This is a genomic window from Streptomyces sp. 4F14 (assembly GCF_048159485.1).
Classification (GTDB): domain Bacteria; phylum Actinomycetota; class Actinomycetes; order Streptomycetales; family Streptomycetaceae; genus Streptomyces.
This window is the reverse complement of sequence record NZ_JBLRVY010000035.1, coordinates 16,472-30,855: the sequence shown is the minus strand read 5'-3', so window position 1 is coordinate 30,855 and position 14,384 is coordinate 16,472. Positions and strand designations below refer to the sequence as shown.

Sequence of the window (14,384 nt, the reverse complement as noted above, 5' to 3'; positions counted from 1 at the left end):
ACGAACGGGGGCCGGCAAGGTGACGCGGACAAGGCAGCTCTATCTCAGCGTGGCGGAGACGGCGGCGGAGCTGCTGGGCGCACCGGAGGTCGCCCAGCACTGGCACGAGCCCTCGGCGCTGGCGAAGCTCAGCGTCAAGGGGCTGGCGGGTCACCTGGCCGGGCAGGTCTTCTTCCTTCCCACGGTCCTGGCCGAGGCGGTCCCCGACGAGCCCGCCATCGCGCTCCACGAGTACTACGCGCGGGTCAGCTGGATCGGCTCGGACCTCGACACTCCGTTCAACCAGGGCATCCGCTCCGGCGGCGAGGAGGAGGCGGCCGACGGCCCCGCCGAACTGGCCGCGAGGGTCGCCGGGTGCGTCCAGGAACTGCGCGGCACTCTGCCCACCACGCCGCATCGCCTGGTCCGCCGGCCCACTTGGGGCCCCTGGTCCATCACCCTCGACGACTTCGTCACCAGCCGGATCCTGGAGCTCGTCATCCACTCCGACGACCTCGCCTTCAGCGCCGGGATACCGACACCGGAGTTCCCCGCCGAGGCCGTCGAGACGGTCGTGGACGTGCTGTCGCGGATCGCGTTGCGGCGGCATGGGGCGACGGATGTCCTGCGCGCGCTGAGCCGCAGCGAGCGTGCGCCGGGGTCCATCTCCGCGCTGTAGGGACGGGGTCGGCCACGAGGGCTGACGGCCGTGGTTCGGTGAGGATTTTCGCGCGTTGCTGTACGGCGATTCCGGTACGGACGAGCAGAGTGCCCAGGAGCAGGACCTCACGGCCGGTCCACCTCGTCACCGCCGTCATGCCTGGGTCCTACAGTTCCTCGCCCGGGACGGACAGGTACGTCTCACGCAGCGCGCTGAGCACCGGGTGGTCGACTGCCAGGGGTGTGCCGTCGATCGCCGACAGAGCTCGGACGCCGATCGAGGTGTTGGTGGCGAAGGCGGCCGGCATGGCCTTGGCCTCGTCGAGGGTCACGTGGGCGGTCTTGTACTCGGTGCGTTCCTGGAGCAGCGCGGTGGTCACGCCGGGGAGTACGGGGCCCTCCGGCCAGATGACGGTGCCGTTCTCGTCGATGAAGCCCACGTTCCATGTCCCGCCCTCGGTCACGCGATGGTCCGGGCCGGTGAAGAGGGCGTCGTCGAATCCTTTGAGGCGTGCTGAGCGGCGGGCGTGCAGTGCACCGAAGAGGCCGCAGTGCTTGACCTCGGGGAGGTCACGCTCGTACCGCACGCTCATCACGGTGAGCGGGGGCGGGGACAGCTCGCCTGCCGGGCGCACGGTCACCATGATCCGGGGCTCCGTGGCCTCCTCGGGGTGGCCCATGTCCACGGCCGGATCGAAGTGCGTGACGCGGACGACGCAGGGGCCGTTCCTCCCGGTCAGCGCCTTGCTGACCAGTTCGCGGACGCGGCCGGTGTCCACGGGGGTGCCGAACACGATCCTGCTGTCGCGCACGAGCCGTTCCAGATGCAGGGACAGTCCACGGATGCGGCGATCGGCGTCGACGCGCAGGGAGGTGAAGTGCCCGTACGACGTCAGGGCAAGAGGGAGCAAGTCCTCTGCCGTCGCGGGGTGTTCGTCGAGGTTCGGCATATTGCCCAGCATGGCAGCCGCGCACTTCCCTGGCGGGATGAACCAGCGAGGCCGGGTGCCCTACCCGCTGTACTCTCAAGGGTTCAGCAGGAGTACGCCCGTCCGGGCCAGGTGTGTGGTGTTTCGGCTGACCAGGGTCCAGTTGTTCGCGAGGGCCGTGGCGGCGATCAGGGCGTCGGGTGAGTCGATGGTGGTGCCGGTGGTTTTGAGGTGCTTGTGGAGGGTGAGGTAGGCGAGTGCTTCCTTCTCCCCGACGGGGGTGATGCGGCCGCGATACTCGTGGCGGATGCCGTCGAGTGCTTGTTGGAAGGCGGACCTGCGGACGGCGTCCGGGGTTGCCGCGACGCCTGCTTCGATGTCCGCGATGGTGATGACGCTGAGGTGGAGGGCGGGGGACGGGGCCGAGCGCGCCCAGGCGACCACTGCGGGGGCGGGCCTCGGGCGGGTGGTGAGTTCGGTGACGACGTTCGTGTCGAGCAGGTAGATCACTCGCCGTCCGCCGCGTCGTCGTAGGAGCGTCGGCCGAATTCCAGGCCCTCGAAGGGGGTCGTGAGCAGTCGGTCCAGGAAGCCGTCGTTTCCTAGGGTCGCCCAGCGGTGGAGCATGTCGGGGAGGGCGTCGAGGTCGGTGTCGGCGAGTTCGGCGTCGAAGTGGGTGACCTGTTGTGGGGGGAGGGAGTCGCGGATCTCCCGGATCGTCCGCAGTGGGTGACGGGGTTCTTCGGGCCTGTGTGGCGGTGGGCTCGGGGCGGTGCTCATGGTCAGCTCCTTCGCGTCGCGGCCCGGGGGCTGGTCCCGTGTCCAGGGTAGGACGGGGGAGGTGCGCGAGGGGTGGGTCAGGTCAGGAAGTGGTCGAATTCGCCGGCCTTCGCGCCTGCGAGGAAGGCGGCGAGTTTGGCGGGGGTGGTGGTGATGATCTCGGTGGGGTTGTCGCTCTCGCGCATCAGGATGTGGCCGTCGTGGTGGGCGACCTCGACGCAGGCTTCCCCTCCGTCTCCGGAGAACGACGACTTCTGCCACTGGATGGATGCGCTCATGCTGGTGCGTCTCACAGTTCTCGTGCGATGTGGTGGATGAGCTGCCGTGACTCCTCCGGGCTGAGCGATTCGCGCTCGGCGAGGTCGAGCAGCTTCGCGTACCTCTTGAGGTCCGCCTCCGAGTCCAGGTAGCGGCCTCCGAACGGGCTGTCGATCTGGACTGTATCCAACTGCGGAACGACCCCGTACGCGTATACGACAGGCTGCGTGACCTCGATGAACTCCTCGCACGTGAACGGGATGACGCGCACGGTGACCGAGGGTCTGTGCGACGCCTCCACGAGGTGTTCGAGCTGTTCCCGGACCACCTTTCGGCCGCCGTACCGCATGCGGAGTGCGGCCTCGTGGATGATCGTCGGGAACGGCGGCGGATCGTCCAGGTCGAGGATCGCGGCACGCTTGAGCCGGTGTTCGACGCGCGTCTCGATCTCGTCGGCGGGTCGTTTCGCCAGGGACGCGGAGAACAGTGCGCGAGCGTAGTTCTCGGTCTGGAGCAGGCCGGGGAGGGTGATGGTCTGCAACGTACGCAGCTTGGTCGAGTGGTGTTCCAGCTCCGCGATGTCCAGGAAACCCGGGGCAAGAATGCCTCGGTAGTCGTCCCACCAGAACTGCCCCCGGTGCTCGCGCGCGATGGCGCAGAGGGCCTCGATCAGCAGTTCGTCGTCACACTCGTAGAAGGACGCCAACCGTCGGATCCGCTCCTCGCTGACCCCGATGCGCCCCGCTTCCAGGTGACTGATCTTCGCCTGGTCAACGGAGAGCATCCCAGCGGCTTCCCGTGAGGCCCGGCCTGCCTTTTCGCGTAGTTTCCGCAGCTCGGCGCCAAGGCGTGCCTGACGCACGGTCGGGTTGTCCCTGGGTGGCATGAGTCCCTTCCCCTTTGCCTGATCTGCGTGTGTCGCTCACGCTCCCATGGTTCCACCCTGGTGCGTCAACCTTTGGTGAAGGATTGCCACGTGGCATAACTGCCCCCTACGGTTCTCCTCACGCAACGGACACCCGCGTTGGGAGACCCCACCATGTCCTCGTCCTCCACCCCCCTGACCGTCCGCCTCATCGTCGCCAACGGCACCCTCGCCGCCGCCCTCCTCCGCGACCAGCTCGCCTCTCTGCTCCGGACGACCGGCCACGAGACCCTCGTAGACGCGGCACGCCTGTGCATGAGCGAGGTCGTTACCAACGTGTACCGGCACACCAGGACGCGGCTCGTGTACGTCAGAGCGGCGGTGACCGAGAAGAGCGTCACCGTGTTCGTGCGGGACGACCTGCCGTGTGCGCTGGCGATGCCCGAGGTGGTGGACTTCTGTGAGGGCGGGAGGGGGCTGTTCCTGCTCGACAGCCTCACCGACTCGTGGGGGACGCGGATCTACGGGGCGCCGGCGCCGACGGGGAAGGACGTGTGGTTCCAGCTCGTGGAGGGCGGCCGAGGGGGTTGCTGAACCGGCGCAGGGGCCCACGCAACGCCGACGGCCGATCCGCCGTCTGGCAGGGGGAACAGCCATCCCCCTGAAACGGAGTACCCGGTGCTCATAGGACTCCTGACCGCCGTCGTGGCGTCGATCTGTTACGGCACGGGCTCCGTGCTGCAAGCCGTCGGCTCGCGCAAGGCGGCCCGGCGGGCGGCGGCTGAGGCGGGGCAGGTCACCGCGCACGGTGGGCCCAGTCTGTCGTCGACCGCGAAGGCCGCGATGACCTGGGAGTTCATCGTCGGGACGGTGCTGGATTTCGTCGGGTTCGGGCTCGGGGCGCTGGCCGCCAGGCTGCTGCCGCTGTTCCTCTCCCAGACGGTCATCAGCGCGAACCTCGTCATCACGGCCGTCCTGAGCGTCAAGCTGCTCGGCATCCGGCTGAGCCGGGCGGAGTGGACGTCGATCGCGGTCGTCTGCTCGGCGCTGGTGCTGCTCGCGACCGCGGCGGGCCCGGAGGGCAGCGGGCACACGCCGATCGCCACGCACTGGTGGCTCCTCGCGATCTCCGTGCTGCTGATGGTGGGCGGTACGGTCCTGGTCCGGCTGCTCGGCGCCCGCGCCGCGATCCTCGCGGGCCTGCTCTCCGGGCTCGGCTTCGGCGCGCTCGGGGTGGGCGTGCGGGTGCTGAACGGGATCGACCCGTTCGACCTGGGCGCGCTGCTCGGCGACCCCGCCCTGTACGCCATCCTCGTCGCCGGGATCGGCGGCATGTACCTGCACACGGTCGCGCTCCAGATCGGCTCGGTGAACGGGGCGACGGCGGCACTGGTCGTCGGCGAGACCGTCCTCCCCGGCATGATCGGCGTCTGGTGGCTGGGCGACGCGTCCCGCCCCGGCTTCGCCTGGCTCGCGGTGATCGGCTTCGTGCTGGCGGTGTCGGGGGCGGTGGCTGTGGCGTGGTTCGGGACGGAGGAGGGGGCGGCCGCGGACGACGCCGTCGGGCGGGAGCCGGAGCTTGCGGGGGAGCGGGGCTAGCGGGTTCGGGGTACGTGCTGCGAACCGGCCTGCAACACCAAGGACTCCTCGAACCCGCCGCCGGGCGGGTCAGAAGTTCGTCGAGCCGGTGAAGGTCTGCCCGAAGCTCCAGTTGGCCGGGACCACGCTCGGGAACGTGAGGGTGACGCCGTCGATGGTCTGCACCCTGAAGCTGAGGGACTGGCCGTTGAGGTAGCTGAGGCTCTGAAAGTTCGCGCCCCAGTTGCGGGACATCGACATCCAGTTCGTTCCGCTGCCCTTGACCCACATGGCCTGTACCGCGCCGGCGCCGCCGACATTGTGGACCAGTACGAGATTGAAGTAGCTGCGCCCGTTGATGGTGAACCGGACTCCGCCGTTCACCACGGCGGGCACTGCCTGGTAGTACATCGGCACGCTACGGCTACTGGTGTTGGCGATCTGCTCGTAGGCCGGCTGGGCGAGGTCGAAGTGGGAGAACAGGGCCGGACTGCCGTTCAGAAGGGGCGGGGCAAGGTTGGTGACCCGCACCGTGACCGATGTGCCCGGCTTGCACGCCTGCGGGGCGGCGGTCTGCTCGTCGCAGACGACTTTGTAAGCCCTGCCGCAGGCCAGCCCGTCATTGAACAGGTCGGCACTGACCGCCGCGGTGTTCGTACCGAAGCCCGTGTCGTACAGGTTCCCGTAGCCGCAGGCGCCGCCCATGGTGCCCGAGGCGTCGGCGCCGCCGTAGAAACCGGCGGTCCCTCTCAGCAGGGGACCGTCGGCGGCACGTGTCCCCGGTTCGGCAGCCGAGGCAGTGAAGGCCGTGCCGGCCAGCAGCGAAACAGCGGCCAAGAACCCGAACCCGCGCAACGCCCGCACTGACATACCTGTCTCCCTCTGATGCGCTGTCATCTGGGCCGCCGCGAGCACGACCCCGCTAATCAAGGAGATTTGGCCATATAGCGGCGTGTTTGCTGTTGATTCCCTCGGGCCCGGTGTGTCGATGCGTGACGTGGTCGATCAGTTAATCGGGTGACCGTGAAGATCGGCGGACGTAGCTTCTGGGCCCATGGACTGGCACACATGGCACGACGCGTACGACAACCCCGACTCCTACCTCGCCCACCGGCTCACGTTGGTGAAGGACCGCATCCGCGAGGCCCTGGACGCCGCCCCGGAAGGCGAGTTGAGGGTGGTGAGTCTCTGCGCGGGACAGGGACGGGACCTGATCGAGGTACTGGCGGAACATCCTCGGAACCGGGACGTGACGGCCCGGCTCGTCGAACTCGACCCGCGCAACACCGAGTTCGCCCGGAAGCTGGCCGCGGAGGCGGGTCTCGACCGGGTCGAGGTCGTCACCGGGGACGCGTCCCTCACCGACCACTACGCCGACTTCGCGCCCGCCGACATCGTCGTGGTCTGCGGGGTTCTCGGGAACGTCGTCCGCGCCGACATGGAACGCATCGTCGAGTACTGCACGTCACTCTGCCGGCCGGGCGGCACGCTGGTGTGGACCCGTACACGGCACTTCGACACGCCGCTTCAACAGTGGCTGGAGGAGCGGGAGTTCGAGCCGATGTGGGTGTCCGGGCCGGAGGTCGAGCACGGGGTGGGAGCGCATCGGTACGGGGGAGCCTCCCGCCAACTCCCGCCCGGCGTCAGCATGTTCGACTTCATCGGGTACGACGTGCTGGACGCACGGGAGTTGTGAGCGGGGTGACCGTTCGGATCAGTCGGCGGACGGCTCCAGGAAGTAAGCGGGAACGCCGCCGGGCGGCGGAGTTCGCGGCGATGGGGATCGACTACCCGTACACGTACGACGGTGCTCCGTAACGGCAGTTGAGGACGTCAGCTGGGTTTCGTCAGGTGGCTGAACGCGTCGAGGTTCCGCGTCGACTCCCCCCGCGACACCCGCCACGCGTACTCCTTGCGGATCGCGGAGGCGAAACCCAGTTCCAGGAGGACGTTGAAGGCGCCGTCGGCCGCTTCGAGGGTCTGGCCCAGGAGGCGGTCGATCTCGGCCGGGGTGACGGTGGACAGGGGGAGGCGGGCGGTGACGTAGATGTCCCCCAGCCCGTCGACCGCGTAACTCACGCCGTACAGCTTGAGGTTGCGTTCGAGGAGCCAGCGGTGGACGGCCGGTTCGTTCTCGTCGGGGTGGCGGATCACGAACGCGTTCAGTGAGAGGGAGTGGCGGCCGAGGCGCAGCGAGACCGCGGTCTTCAGCTTGCGGGTGCCGGGGAGTTCGGCGACGTACGTGCCGGGCTCGGGGGACTCCCAGGAGACGCCCGCCTCCTGGAGGGCCGTTTCGAGGACCTGGTGCGCGTCAGACATGGTGCGAGCGTACGTGCTGGACGGCGGCGGTGTAGACGTCGGCGGTGGCCGCCGCCGCTGTGTCCCAGCCGAAGCGCTGAGCGTGGCCGGCGGCGGCGTGGCCCATGCGGGTGGCCAACTCCGGTGCGTCGGCGAAGCGTTCGAGGACGCGGGCGTAGCGGGCGGGGTCGTGGCCGTCGACGAGGAAGCCGGTCTCGCCGTCGCGGACGGCGACGGGCAGCCCGCCGACGGAGGCCGCCAGGATCGGCGTACCCGCCGCCTGCGCCTCTATCGCGACGAGGCCGAAGGACTCGCTGTACGAGGGGACGACCAGGACGGACGCCGCACGGAACCAGTCCGCCAACTGGGCCTGGCCGACCGGGGGCCGGAAGCGGACGACGTCCGCGATGCCCAGGCGGGCGGCGAGTTTCTGGAGGCCCTCCGGCTTCGCGAGGCCGCTGCCGCTGGGGCCGCCGACGATCGGCACGACGATCCGCGTGCGCAACTCGGGGCGGGCGTCGAGGAGTTCGGCTACGGCCTTGAGGAGGATGTCCGGCGCCTTCAGGGGCTGGATGCGCCCGGCGAAGAGGGGGATCAGGGCGTCCGGGGGGAGGCCGAGGCGTGCCCGGGCCGCCGCTCGGCCGTCGCCCGGCGTGAAGCGGTCGAGGTTGACGCCGGGGTGGACGACGGCGACCTTCGTCGGGTCGGCGTGGTAGTGGTGCACCAACTCGGCCGCTTCCTCGGCGGTGTTGGCGATCAGCCGGTCGGCGGCCTCGACGATCTGGGTCTCGCCGATGACACGTGCCGCCGGTTCGGGGGTGTCGCCGTCGGCGAGGTTCGCGTTCTTGACCTTCGCCATCGTGTGCATGGCGTGGACGAGGGGGGCGCCCCAGCGCTGGGCGGCCAGCCAGCCGACATGACCTGAGAGCCAGTAGTGGGAGTGGACGAGGTCGTAGTACCCCGGCCGGTGGCCCGCCCACGCCTGCATCACTCCGTGCGTGAAGGCGCAGAGCTGGGCGGGGAGGTCCTCCTTGTTCAGCCCCTCGTAGGGGCCGGCGTCTACGTGCCGTACTAGTACCCCGGGGGCGAGGTCCACCGTAGGAGGTAGCCCTCCGGTAGTAGCCCTCGTGAAGATCTCGACCTCGATGTTGATCGCCGCGAGGCGCTGCGCCAGCTCGACGATGTAGACGTTCATCCCGCCGGCGTCTCCGGTGCCGGGCTGGTGCAAGGGCGACGTGTGCACGGAGAGCATCGCGACTCGGCGCGGCCTGCGGTGCGGAAGCCGCAGCCGCGAGGTCGTGGCCGGGGAGCGACGCCCGAGCCGGCTGACGTACTGGCTCACGTGGCGTTTCCTCCTTGCTGGCGGTGCTGCGGGCATGACGCGGAGAGGGTGGTGCGCCCTCCAAGGGGGGCAACAGCGGAGGGGGCGAGACGAATTCCCTTGTCGGAGACTTTTCCGAATCATTACCTTTACGGCTCAACCGTGCGGGAGGCCGACGGCAACGGCCACTCGGGCCGTGCGCCTACCCTCGTACCCATGACCCCCCGTCCCGTCGGAACCGTCACGCGCGGGACCACCAATCCGAACCGGCTGCGGCGTATGGACCGCTGGATCGCGGATGCGCACGGCGCCGCGCTGCGGCGGGCCGAGGAGCCGGTCGCCGTCGATCTGGGGTACGGGGCCGCGCCCTGGACGGCCGTCGAGCTGCTCGCCCGGCTGCGGGAAGCGGCTCCTCGCGCGCGCGTGGTGGGCGTCGAGATCGATCCCGCGCGTGTGGCCGCCGCCGAGCCGTACGCGCGCGAGGGGCTCGTGTTCCGGCACGGGGGGTTCGAGGTGCCGGTCGAGGGGCGGCCGGTGCTGGTGCGGGCCGCGAACGTGCTGCGGCAGTACGACGAGGGGGACGTCGCGGGCGTGTGGGCGCGGGTGTGCGGGCGGCTCGCGCCTCAGGGGCTGTTCGTCGAGGGGACCTGCGACGAGATCGGGCGGCGGCACGTGTGGGTCGCGCTGGGCCCCGAGGGGCCGCGGACGGTGACGTTCGCCGCCCGGCTGGGGTCGCTGGAGCGGCCCTCCGACCTCGCCGAGCGGCTGCCCAAGGCGCTGATCCACCGGAACGTGCCCGGGGAGCCGGTGCACGCGTTCCTGCGGGACTTCGACCGCGCCTGGGCGGCCGCGGCGCCGTACGCGTCGTACGGGGCGCGGCAGCGGTGGATCAGGGCGGTACGGGATCTCGCGGGGGAGTGGCCGGTCGTGGACGGGGTACGGCGCTGGCGGCAGGGGGAAGTGACCGTGCGGTGGGGCGCGTTGGCGCCTCGTGCGGCCACCTGACACGTTCACCCGTTCGAGTGGCCCCCGGCGGGAACGCCCCCGCTGCGCCGTTCGTCACACAGACAACGGAACACAGACAACGGAGGTCCGGTGGCGGCAAGGGCGTACAAACCCTGTCGTTTTCGGTCGGGGCGTGACACGATCCACCGGGCATCCGTAAGTTACTGACGGTAAATCAGTTGGGGGAAGCGGTATGGGGACGGGGAAGCGCACCCTGGTGGCTACGGCGGTGACCGTCATCTGCGCGGTGACGGTCCTCGGGGCCCCGGTGACGGCGTTCGCGGCCCCGGACCCGGGACCCACGGTCACGGCGACCCCCGCGCCCAGCAAGGACCTCCAGGCCGTCCGCGCCCGCCTGGACGCGCTCTACCACGACGCCGCGGTCGCGACGGACGCGTACAACGCGGCGGAGGAAGCCTCCAAGGAGCAGTCCGCGACGATCGTCGCCCTGGCCAAGCGGATCGTCGACGGCCGGGAGCGGCTCGCGAAGCTCAAGGACCGCGCGGGAGCGGCGGCCCGCGCGCAGTACCGCAGCGGCGGCCTGCCGGACGAGGCGAAGCTGATCCTCAGCGAGGACCCCACCCGCTTCCTGGACGACGCGGGCCGGGTCGCCCAGGGGCAGAAGGCGACCAAGGGCCTCCTCGCGCAGCTGGAGACCGTCCAGGCGGACCTGGAGCAGTACGCGCGCGACGCCGCCGTCCAGTGGCAGAAGCTGGAGACCGCCCGCACGGCGAAGGCCGCCGCCCGGAAGCGCGTCGAGCAGCAGATCGCGGCGGCGAAGCAGCTGGAGGCCCAGCTCCAGAAGGAGGAGCTGGAGCGGCTCAAGGAGCTGGAGCGGCAGGCGGCCCAGCAGGCGCAGTCGAAGTGGCTCGGCGAGAACACGGGCGTCGTCGGCGGGAGCGCGGTGGGCGCGACCGCGCAGGGCGCGAAGGCCGTCGCGTACGCGCTGGCGCAGCGCGGGAAGCCGTACGAATGGGGGGCCGAGGGGCCGCTCTCGTACGACTGCTCGGGGCTCACCTCGCAGGCGTGGGCCGGGGCCGGGAAGGTCATACCCCGCACCTCGCAGGAGCAGTGGAAGCAGCTCCGGCACGTCGACGTGAAGGACATGCGGCCCGGCGACCTGATCGTCTACTACGCGGACGCGAGCCACATCGCGATGTACATAGGCGAGGGGCAGATGGTCCACGCGCCCCGGCCGGGGCGGACGGTGACCGTCGCGGGGGCGGGGTCGATGCCGATCCTGGGGGTCGTGCGGCCGGACGCGTGAGGGTGTGAGCGGGGTTACGTGACCCGGGGCACGCGCGCTTGATCCCAAACCCCGCGCCGACGTGACGTTCGTCATTCCCGCACCTCACCCGCACTGCCCAACTGCGGTACGGAACGCGGCATATGCCATTGACCCGAGATCAACCTGGGTGCCGTACACCATTCCGCTCCGGCGGTTTCTGCGGCTAGGGTCCCGCTCGGTGGGACGAGTCCCTCGTCACCGCCGTGCCCTCGGGGGGAGGGGAAGGAACCCTAGACATGCCCGTACCCGTACCGCGGCAGAGAGCGATCCCGGCCGTGGAGTGTGGTCAGGCGGAGACCGAGTCCCGTCCGCCGACGGCCGACGAGGTCCTTGAGACGCCGGACGCCCTCGACGCGCCCGCGTCCGACGGGGCGGCCCCCGAGACGCCGGGCGCCCCGGAATCCCCGGCACCGACCGGCACGGCACCGACACCGACCGGCACAGCCCCGGCACCGACCGGCACAGCCCCCCTCTCCACCGGCGGAGCCCACCTCACCCTCCTCCTCATCCAGGACGACCCCGCCGCCACCCCCCTCGTCCCCGACCTCCGCGACTCCGCCGGCCGCCCCATCCGGGTCCGCGCCGCGCGCAACCTCACCGAGGCCGAGCGGCTCCTCACCGACGACGTCCACTGCATCCTCCTCGACCTCGCCCTGCCCGCCCCCGGCGCCGGCGCCTGCGAGGACGGCAACGAGGACGAGCTCGCCGTCCTGCGGCACGTCCTGCGCCTCGCCCCCCGGCACGCCGTCCTCGCGCTCACCGCCTCCGGCGACGCCGACCGCGCCGCCGAGGCCGTACGCGTCGGCGCGCAGGACTACCTCTTCCGGGACGAGCTGGACGGGCGGCTGCTGAGCCGGGCGATCCGGTACGCGGTCGAGCGGAAACGTTCCGACGCGGCCGAGCGCAGGCTCGCGGAAGGGCGGCTGCGGGCCCAGGAGAACGCGCGCCTCGAACGCGGGCTGCTGCCCACGCCGCTGCTGGACGGCGCGTCCCTGCGGTTCGCGGCGAGGTACCGGCCGGGACGGTCCCGCGCGCTGCTCGGCGGTGACTTCTACGACGTCGTCCGCACCCCCGACGGGGTCGTCCACGCGATGATCGGCGACGTCTGCGGGCACGGGCCCGACGAGGCCGCGCTCGGAGTCGAACTCCGCATCGCCTGGCGGGCGTTGACGCTGGCCGGGCTGTGCGGGGACGAACTGCTGGGCACGTTGCAGGAGGTGCTGGAGCACGAGCGGGACGACGAGGAGCTGTTCGCGACGCTGTGCACCGTCGACATCGATGCCGACGGGGCGCGGGCGCGGCTGTGCCTCGCCGGGCACCCGGCGCCGCTCGTCGTGCGCGAGGGGCGGGCCGAGCTGCTGCCGTACACCGAGAACGGGCCCGCGATCGGGATGCTGCCGTGGACGAGCTGGCCCCGGATGGAGGTCGAACTCGGTTCCGCGTGGAGCCTGTTGATGTACACCGACGGGCTGATCGAGGGGCGCGTCGGGGGCGGGAGCCGGGAGCGGCTCGGGCAGGACGGGATGGTCGGGATGGTGCGGCGGCTGTGGGACGAGGGCGTCCGGGGGGAGCGGCTGCTGAGGTCGGCCGTGCGGGAGGTGCGGGAGATGAACGGGGGCGAGCTGGCCGACGACGTGGCGGTGCTGCTGCTGGAGCAGGGGGAGTAGGTCCCCGGCCGGCAGGGACCCCCCGTACTACTACCTACCTACCACCGTTGTACGGCCCGTACGGACCGTCGCTGCTCGAACCGCCCCGGCCGCCGCGGCCGCCCTTCCCGCCACCCGGCAGCGCCCGCAGGGCCGGGCGGACGTCGACCATGTACACGATCGTCGCGACCAGGCCGATGATCGGGAGGAACGACAGGATCGGGAAGATGAGGTTCACGACGAACGCCAGCCCGAGGACGATCATCCAGAACGGCTTCGTCTGCTTGCTGACCGCGCGATAGCCGTCCTCACGGCGGATCGCCGCGTCGAAGAGCGCGAAGCCGCTGAAGACGATCAGGGCCAGGCTCAGCAGAGCCATGAAACTGCTGAATCCTTGCATCAGCACAACGTCCACCACCCGGTTCGACTACTCGTCCCTTACGCGGTCACCGTACCCGCCCGTCCGTCCGCTACCCCTACAACGGGCCGGACTGCGTCGGAGTGCCCGGCCCGTCGTACGACTCGGCTACTTCGCCGGCGGGGTCGTCTTCTTCGCGGCGGCCCTGCGGGGGGTGGCCTTCTTGGCGGGGGCCTTCGCGGGGGCCTTCTTCGCGGGGGCGGCGGCCTTGGGCTCGTCGCTCTCGGCCTCGGCGCTCTTGGCCTCGGCGGCCGGCGTCTCCTCGGCGGTGTCCTCCTGGACCTCCACCGCGACCGCCAGCTCCTGGATCTCCTCCGCGGCCTCGCCGCGCCACGTCTTCACGGTCTGCTCGCCGTGCTCGGCGACCTTCTCGTACGTCTCGCGCGCCTTCACCGCGTACTCCGCGGCGACGCCGACACCGCGCAGCGCGAGGTCCTGCGCGGACTCGCCGAGGCGCTTGAGGTCCGCGTCCAGCGTGGAGCCGAGCTTCTTGAAGTCGCCGTCCAGCGCGGACACGAACTCGCCGACCTTGGTCTGCAGGGTCTCCTGCGCGACCTTCGCCCGCTCGCCCGCCTTCGCACCGGCGTCCTTCGCCCGCGCGCCGGCCTCCTTCGCCCGCGCCTTGGGGTCACTGTCGCGCACGGCCTCGAACCGCGCCGGGGCCTCCGTACGCAACTGCTCCACCAGCGCCGGGACCTTCTTGACCTCCTGCAACGCGAGATCGGCCGCGCCGGCGGCGAAGTACAGGGGGGTCGGGTCGCTGAGGGTCTTGCGCAGATCGTCGGTGATGGCCATGGTGAGTGTTCCTCCGGTTTCGCGTTCGTCGTTCACGTCGACATCGGCCGAGGTGATGCGGATCCGCAGTCGGGCGGCCGGTCCCCTGGACCGGTCAACCGGCCGCCCCCTGCGGATCGCTGCCCTCGCCGTCCTTCTTCTGTACGGGCTTTTTCTGTACGGGGCTGTCGGCGCCGAAGTCACCTTCCGCACCCGGCGCTTGGGCCTGCCCTGCCTCGAACCCGTTCTCCTTGCGGAACGACTCGTAGATCTGGAGCAGCGCCTGCTTCTGCGGCTCGGTCAGCGTCGGGTCCGCGAGGATCACGCCCCGCGTCTCCACCTCGTCCATATCCCGCTCGGCGTCCAGGATCCCCGCCCGTACGTACAACGTCTCGGCGGAGATCCTCAGCGCCTTCGCGACCTGCTGCAACACCTCGGCACTCGGCTTGCGCAGCCCGCGTTCGATCTGGCTCAGATACGGATTCGACACCCCGGCGGCCTCCGCGAGCTGCCGCAACGACAGCCGCGCGTTCCGCCGCTGCTCGCGCAGGTACTCGCCGAGGTTCCCGACATTGAGCGATGCCAT

18 protein-coding genes are annotated in these 14,384 nt (G+C 70.7%); 7 read left to right on the top strand and 11 right to left on the bottom strand.

Going from position 1 to position 14,384, the window contains the following annotated elements; translation table 11 throughout:
• Positions 1 to 19: 19 nt before the first annotated feature.
• Entirely contained in the window at positions 20 to 658 is a 639-nt protein-coding gene (locus ACLZOT_RS41630; protein ID WP_416974418.1) for a maleylpyruvate isomerase N-terminal domain-containing protein, read from the top strand.
• Between the two features lie 148 nt (positions 659 to 806).
• Here the strand turns inward: ACLZOT_RS41630 and ACLZOT_RS41625 are convergent, their stop codons facing one another.
• From ACLZOT_RS41625 to ACLZOT_RS41605, 5 genes are all read right to left on the bottom strand, one after another.
• Positions 807 to 1,589, bottom strand: coding sequence for an aminotransferase class IV family protein (locus tag ACLZOT_RS41625; RefSeq protein WP_416974417.1), 783 nt, complete (start codon positions 1,587 to 1,589; stop codon positions 807 to 809).
• Positions 1,590 to 1,664: 75 nt separating this feature from the next.
• On the bottom strand, positions 1,665 to 2,078 hold the full coding sequence (locus ACLZOT_RS41620; protein WP_416974416.1) for a type II toxin-antitoxin system VapC family toxin: 414 nt from the start codon (positions 2,076 to 2,078) through the stop codon (positions 1,665 to 1,667).
• Entirely contained in the window at positions 2,075 to 2,347 is a 273-nt protein-coding gene (locus ACLZOT_RS41615; protein WP_416974415.1) for a hypothetical protein, read from the bottom strand. Before ACLZOT_RS41615 ends, ACLZOT_RS41620 begins: the two co-directional genes overlap by 4 nt.
• A gap of 77 nt (positions 2,348 to 2,424) precedes the next feature.
• On the bottom strand, positions 2,425 to 2,625 hold the full coding sequence (locus ACLZOT_RS41610; protein ID WP_416974414.1) for a DUF397 domain-containing protein: 201 nt from the start codon (positions 2,623 to 2,625) through the stop codon (positions 2,425 to 2,427).
• 11 nt (positions 2,626 to 2,636) lie between these two features.
• Complete coding sequence (locus tag ACLZOT_RS41605; protein WP_416974413.1) at positions 2,637 to 3,491, bottom strand: helix-turn-helix domain-containing protein; 855 nt, start codon at positions 3,489 to 3,491, stop codon at positions 2,637 to 2,639.
• Positions 3,492 to 3,644: 153 nt separating this feature from the next.
• On the opposite strand from ACLZOT_RS41605, the gene ACLZOT_RS41600 reads away from it, so the two are divergent.
• Both ACLZOT_RS41600 and ACLZOT_RS41595 read left to right on the top strand, forming a co-directional pair.
• Positions 3,645 to 4,064 (top strand): ATP-binding protein, encoded by a 420-nt coding sequence (locus tag ACLZOT_RS41600; RefSeq protein ID WP_416974412.1) that lies wholly within the window; start codon positions 3,645 to 3,647, stop codon positions 4,062 to 4,064.
• An 84-nt stretch (positions 4,065 to 4,148) separates the two neighbouring features.
• Positions 4,149 to 5,069 carry a hypothetical protein gene (locus tag ACLZOT_RS41595; protein WP_416974411.1) on the top strand — a complete coding sequence of 307 codons (921 nt, stop codon included), beginning with the start codon at positions 4,149 to 4,151 and terminating at the stop codon, positions 5,067 to 5,069.
• Between the two features lie 69 nt (positions 5,070 to 5,138).
• Here ACLZOT_RS41595 and ACLZOT_RS41590 read toward each other — a convergent pair whose 3' ends face one another.
• Positions 5,139 to 5,918 carry an expansin C-terminal domain-related protein gene (locus tag ACLZOT_RS41590; protein WP_416974410.1) on the bottom strand — a complete coding sequence of 260 codons (780 nt, stop codon included), beginning with the start codon at positions 5,916 to 5,918 and terminating at the stop codon, positions 5,139 to 5,141.
• Positions 5,919 to 6,102: 184 nt separating this feature from the next.
• Between ACLZOT_RS41590 and ACLZOT_RS41585 the strand changes: the two genes are divergently transcribed.
• Complete coding sequence (locus tag ACLZOT_RS41585) at positions 6,103 to 6,744, top strand: class I SAM-dependent methyltransferase (RefSeq protein WP_416974409.1); 642 nt, start codon at positions 6,103 to 6,105, stop codon at positions 6,742 to 6,744.
• A gap of 137 nt (positions 6,745 to 6,881) precedes the next feature.
• Here the strand turns inward: ACLZOT_RS41585 and ACLZOT_RS41580 are convergent, their stop codons facing one another.
• Entirely contained in the window at positions 6,882 to 7,367 is a 486-nt protein-coding gene (locus ACLZOT_RS41580) for a YbjN domain-containing protein (protein ID WP_416974408.1), read from the bottom strand.
• On the bottom strand, positions 7,360 to 8,688 hold the full coding sequence (gene mshA / locus ACLZOT_RS41575) for a D-inositol-3-phosphate glycosyltransferase (RefSeq protein ID WP_416974407.1): 1,329 nt from the start codon (positions 8,686 to 8,688) through the stop codon (positions 7,360 to 7,362). Before mshA ends, ACLZOT_RS41580 begins: the two co-directional genes overlap by 8 nt.
• A 195-nt stretch (positions 8,689 to 8,883) precedes the next feature.
• Between mshA and ACLZOT_RS41570 the strand changes: the two genes are divergently transcribed.
• The 3 genes from ACLZOT_RS41570 (at position 8,884) to ACLZOT_RS41560 (ending at position 12,627) form a co-directional block, all read left to right on the top strand.
• Positions 8,884 to 9,672: a class I SAM-dependent methyltransferase gene (locus tag ACLZOT_RS41570; RefSeq protein ID WP_416974406.1), complete on the top strand. Its 789-nt coding sequence runs from the start codon at positions 8,884 to 8,886 to the stop codon at positions 9,670 to 9,672.
• A 193-nt stretch (positions 9,673 to 9,865) separates the two neighbouring features.
• Entirely contained in the window at positions 9,866 to 10,939 is a 1,074-nt protein-coding gene (locus ACLZOT_RS41565) for an NlpC/P60 family protein (protein ID WP_416974405.1), read from the top strand.
• Positions 10,940 to 11,196: 257 nt separating this feature from the next.
• Positions 11,197 to 12,627: a PP2C family protein-serine/threonine phosphatase gene (locus ACLZOT_RS41560; protein WP_416974404.1), complete on the top strand. Its 1,431-nt coding sequence runs from the start codon at positions 11,197 to 11,199 to the stop codon at positions 12,625 to 12,627.
• A gap of 34 nt (positions 12,628 to 12,661) precedes the next feature.
• Here the strand turns inward: ACLZOT_RS41560 and ACLZOT_RS41555 are convergent, their stop codons facing one another.
• From ACLZOT_RS41555 to ACLZOT_RS41545, 3 genes are all read right to left on the bottom strand, one after another.
• Complete coding sequence (locus tag ACLZOT_RS41555; protein WP_416974403.1) at positions 12,662 to 12,985, bottom strand: DUF2516 family protein; 324 nt, start codon at positions 12,983 to 12,985, stop codon at positions 12,662 to 12,664.
• 147 nt (positions 12,986 to 13,132) lie between these two features.
• A complete protein-coding gene (locus tag ACLZOT_RS41550) occupies positions 13,133 to 13,819 on the bottom strand; it encodes a hypothetical protein (protein WP_416974402.1) in 687 nt (228 codons plus the stop codon).
• 94 nt (positions 13,820 to 13,913) lie between these two features.
• Positions 13,914 to 14,384 (bottom strand): helix-turn-helix domain-containing protein, encoded by a 471-nt coding sequence (locus tag ACLZOT_RS41545; RefSeq protein WP_416974401.1) that lies wholly within the window; start codon positions 14,382 to 14,384, stop codon positions 13,914 to 13,916.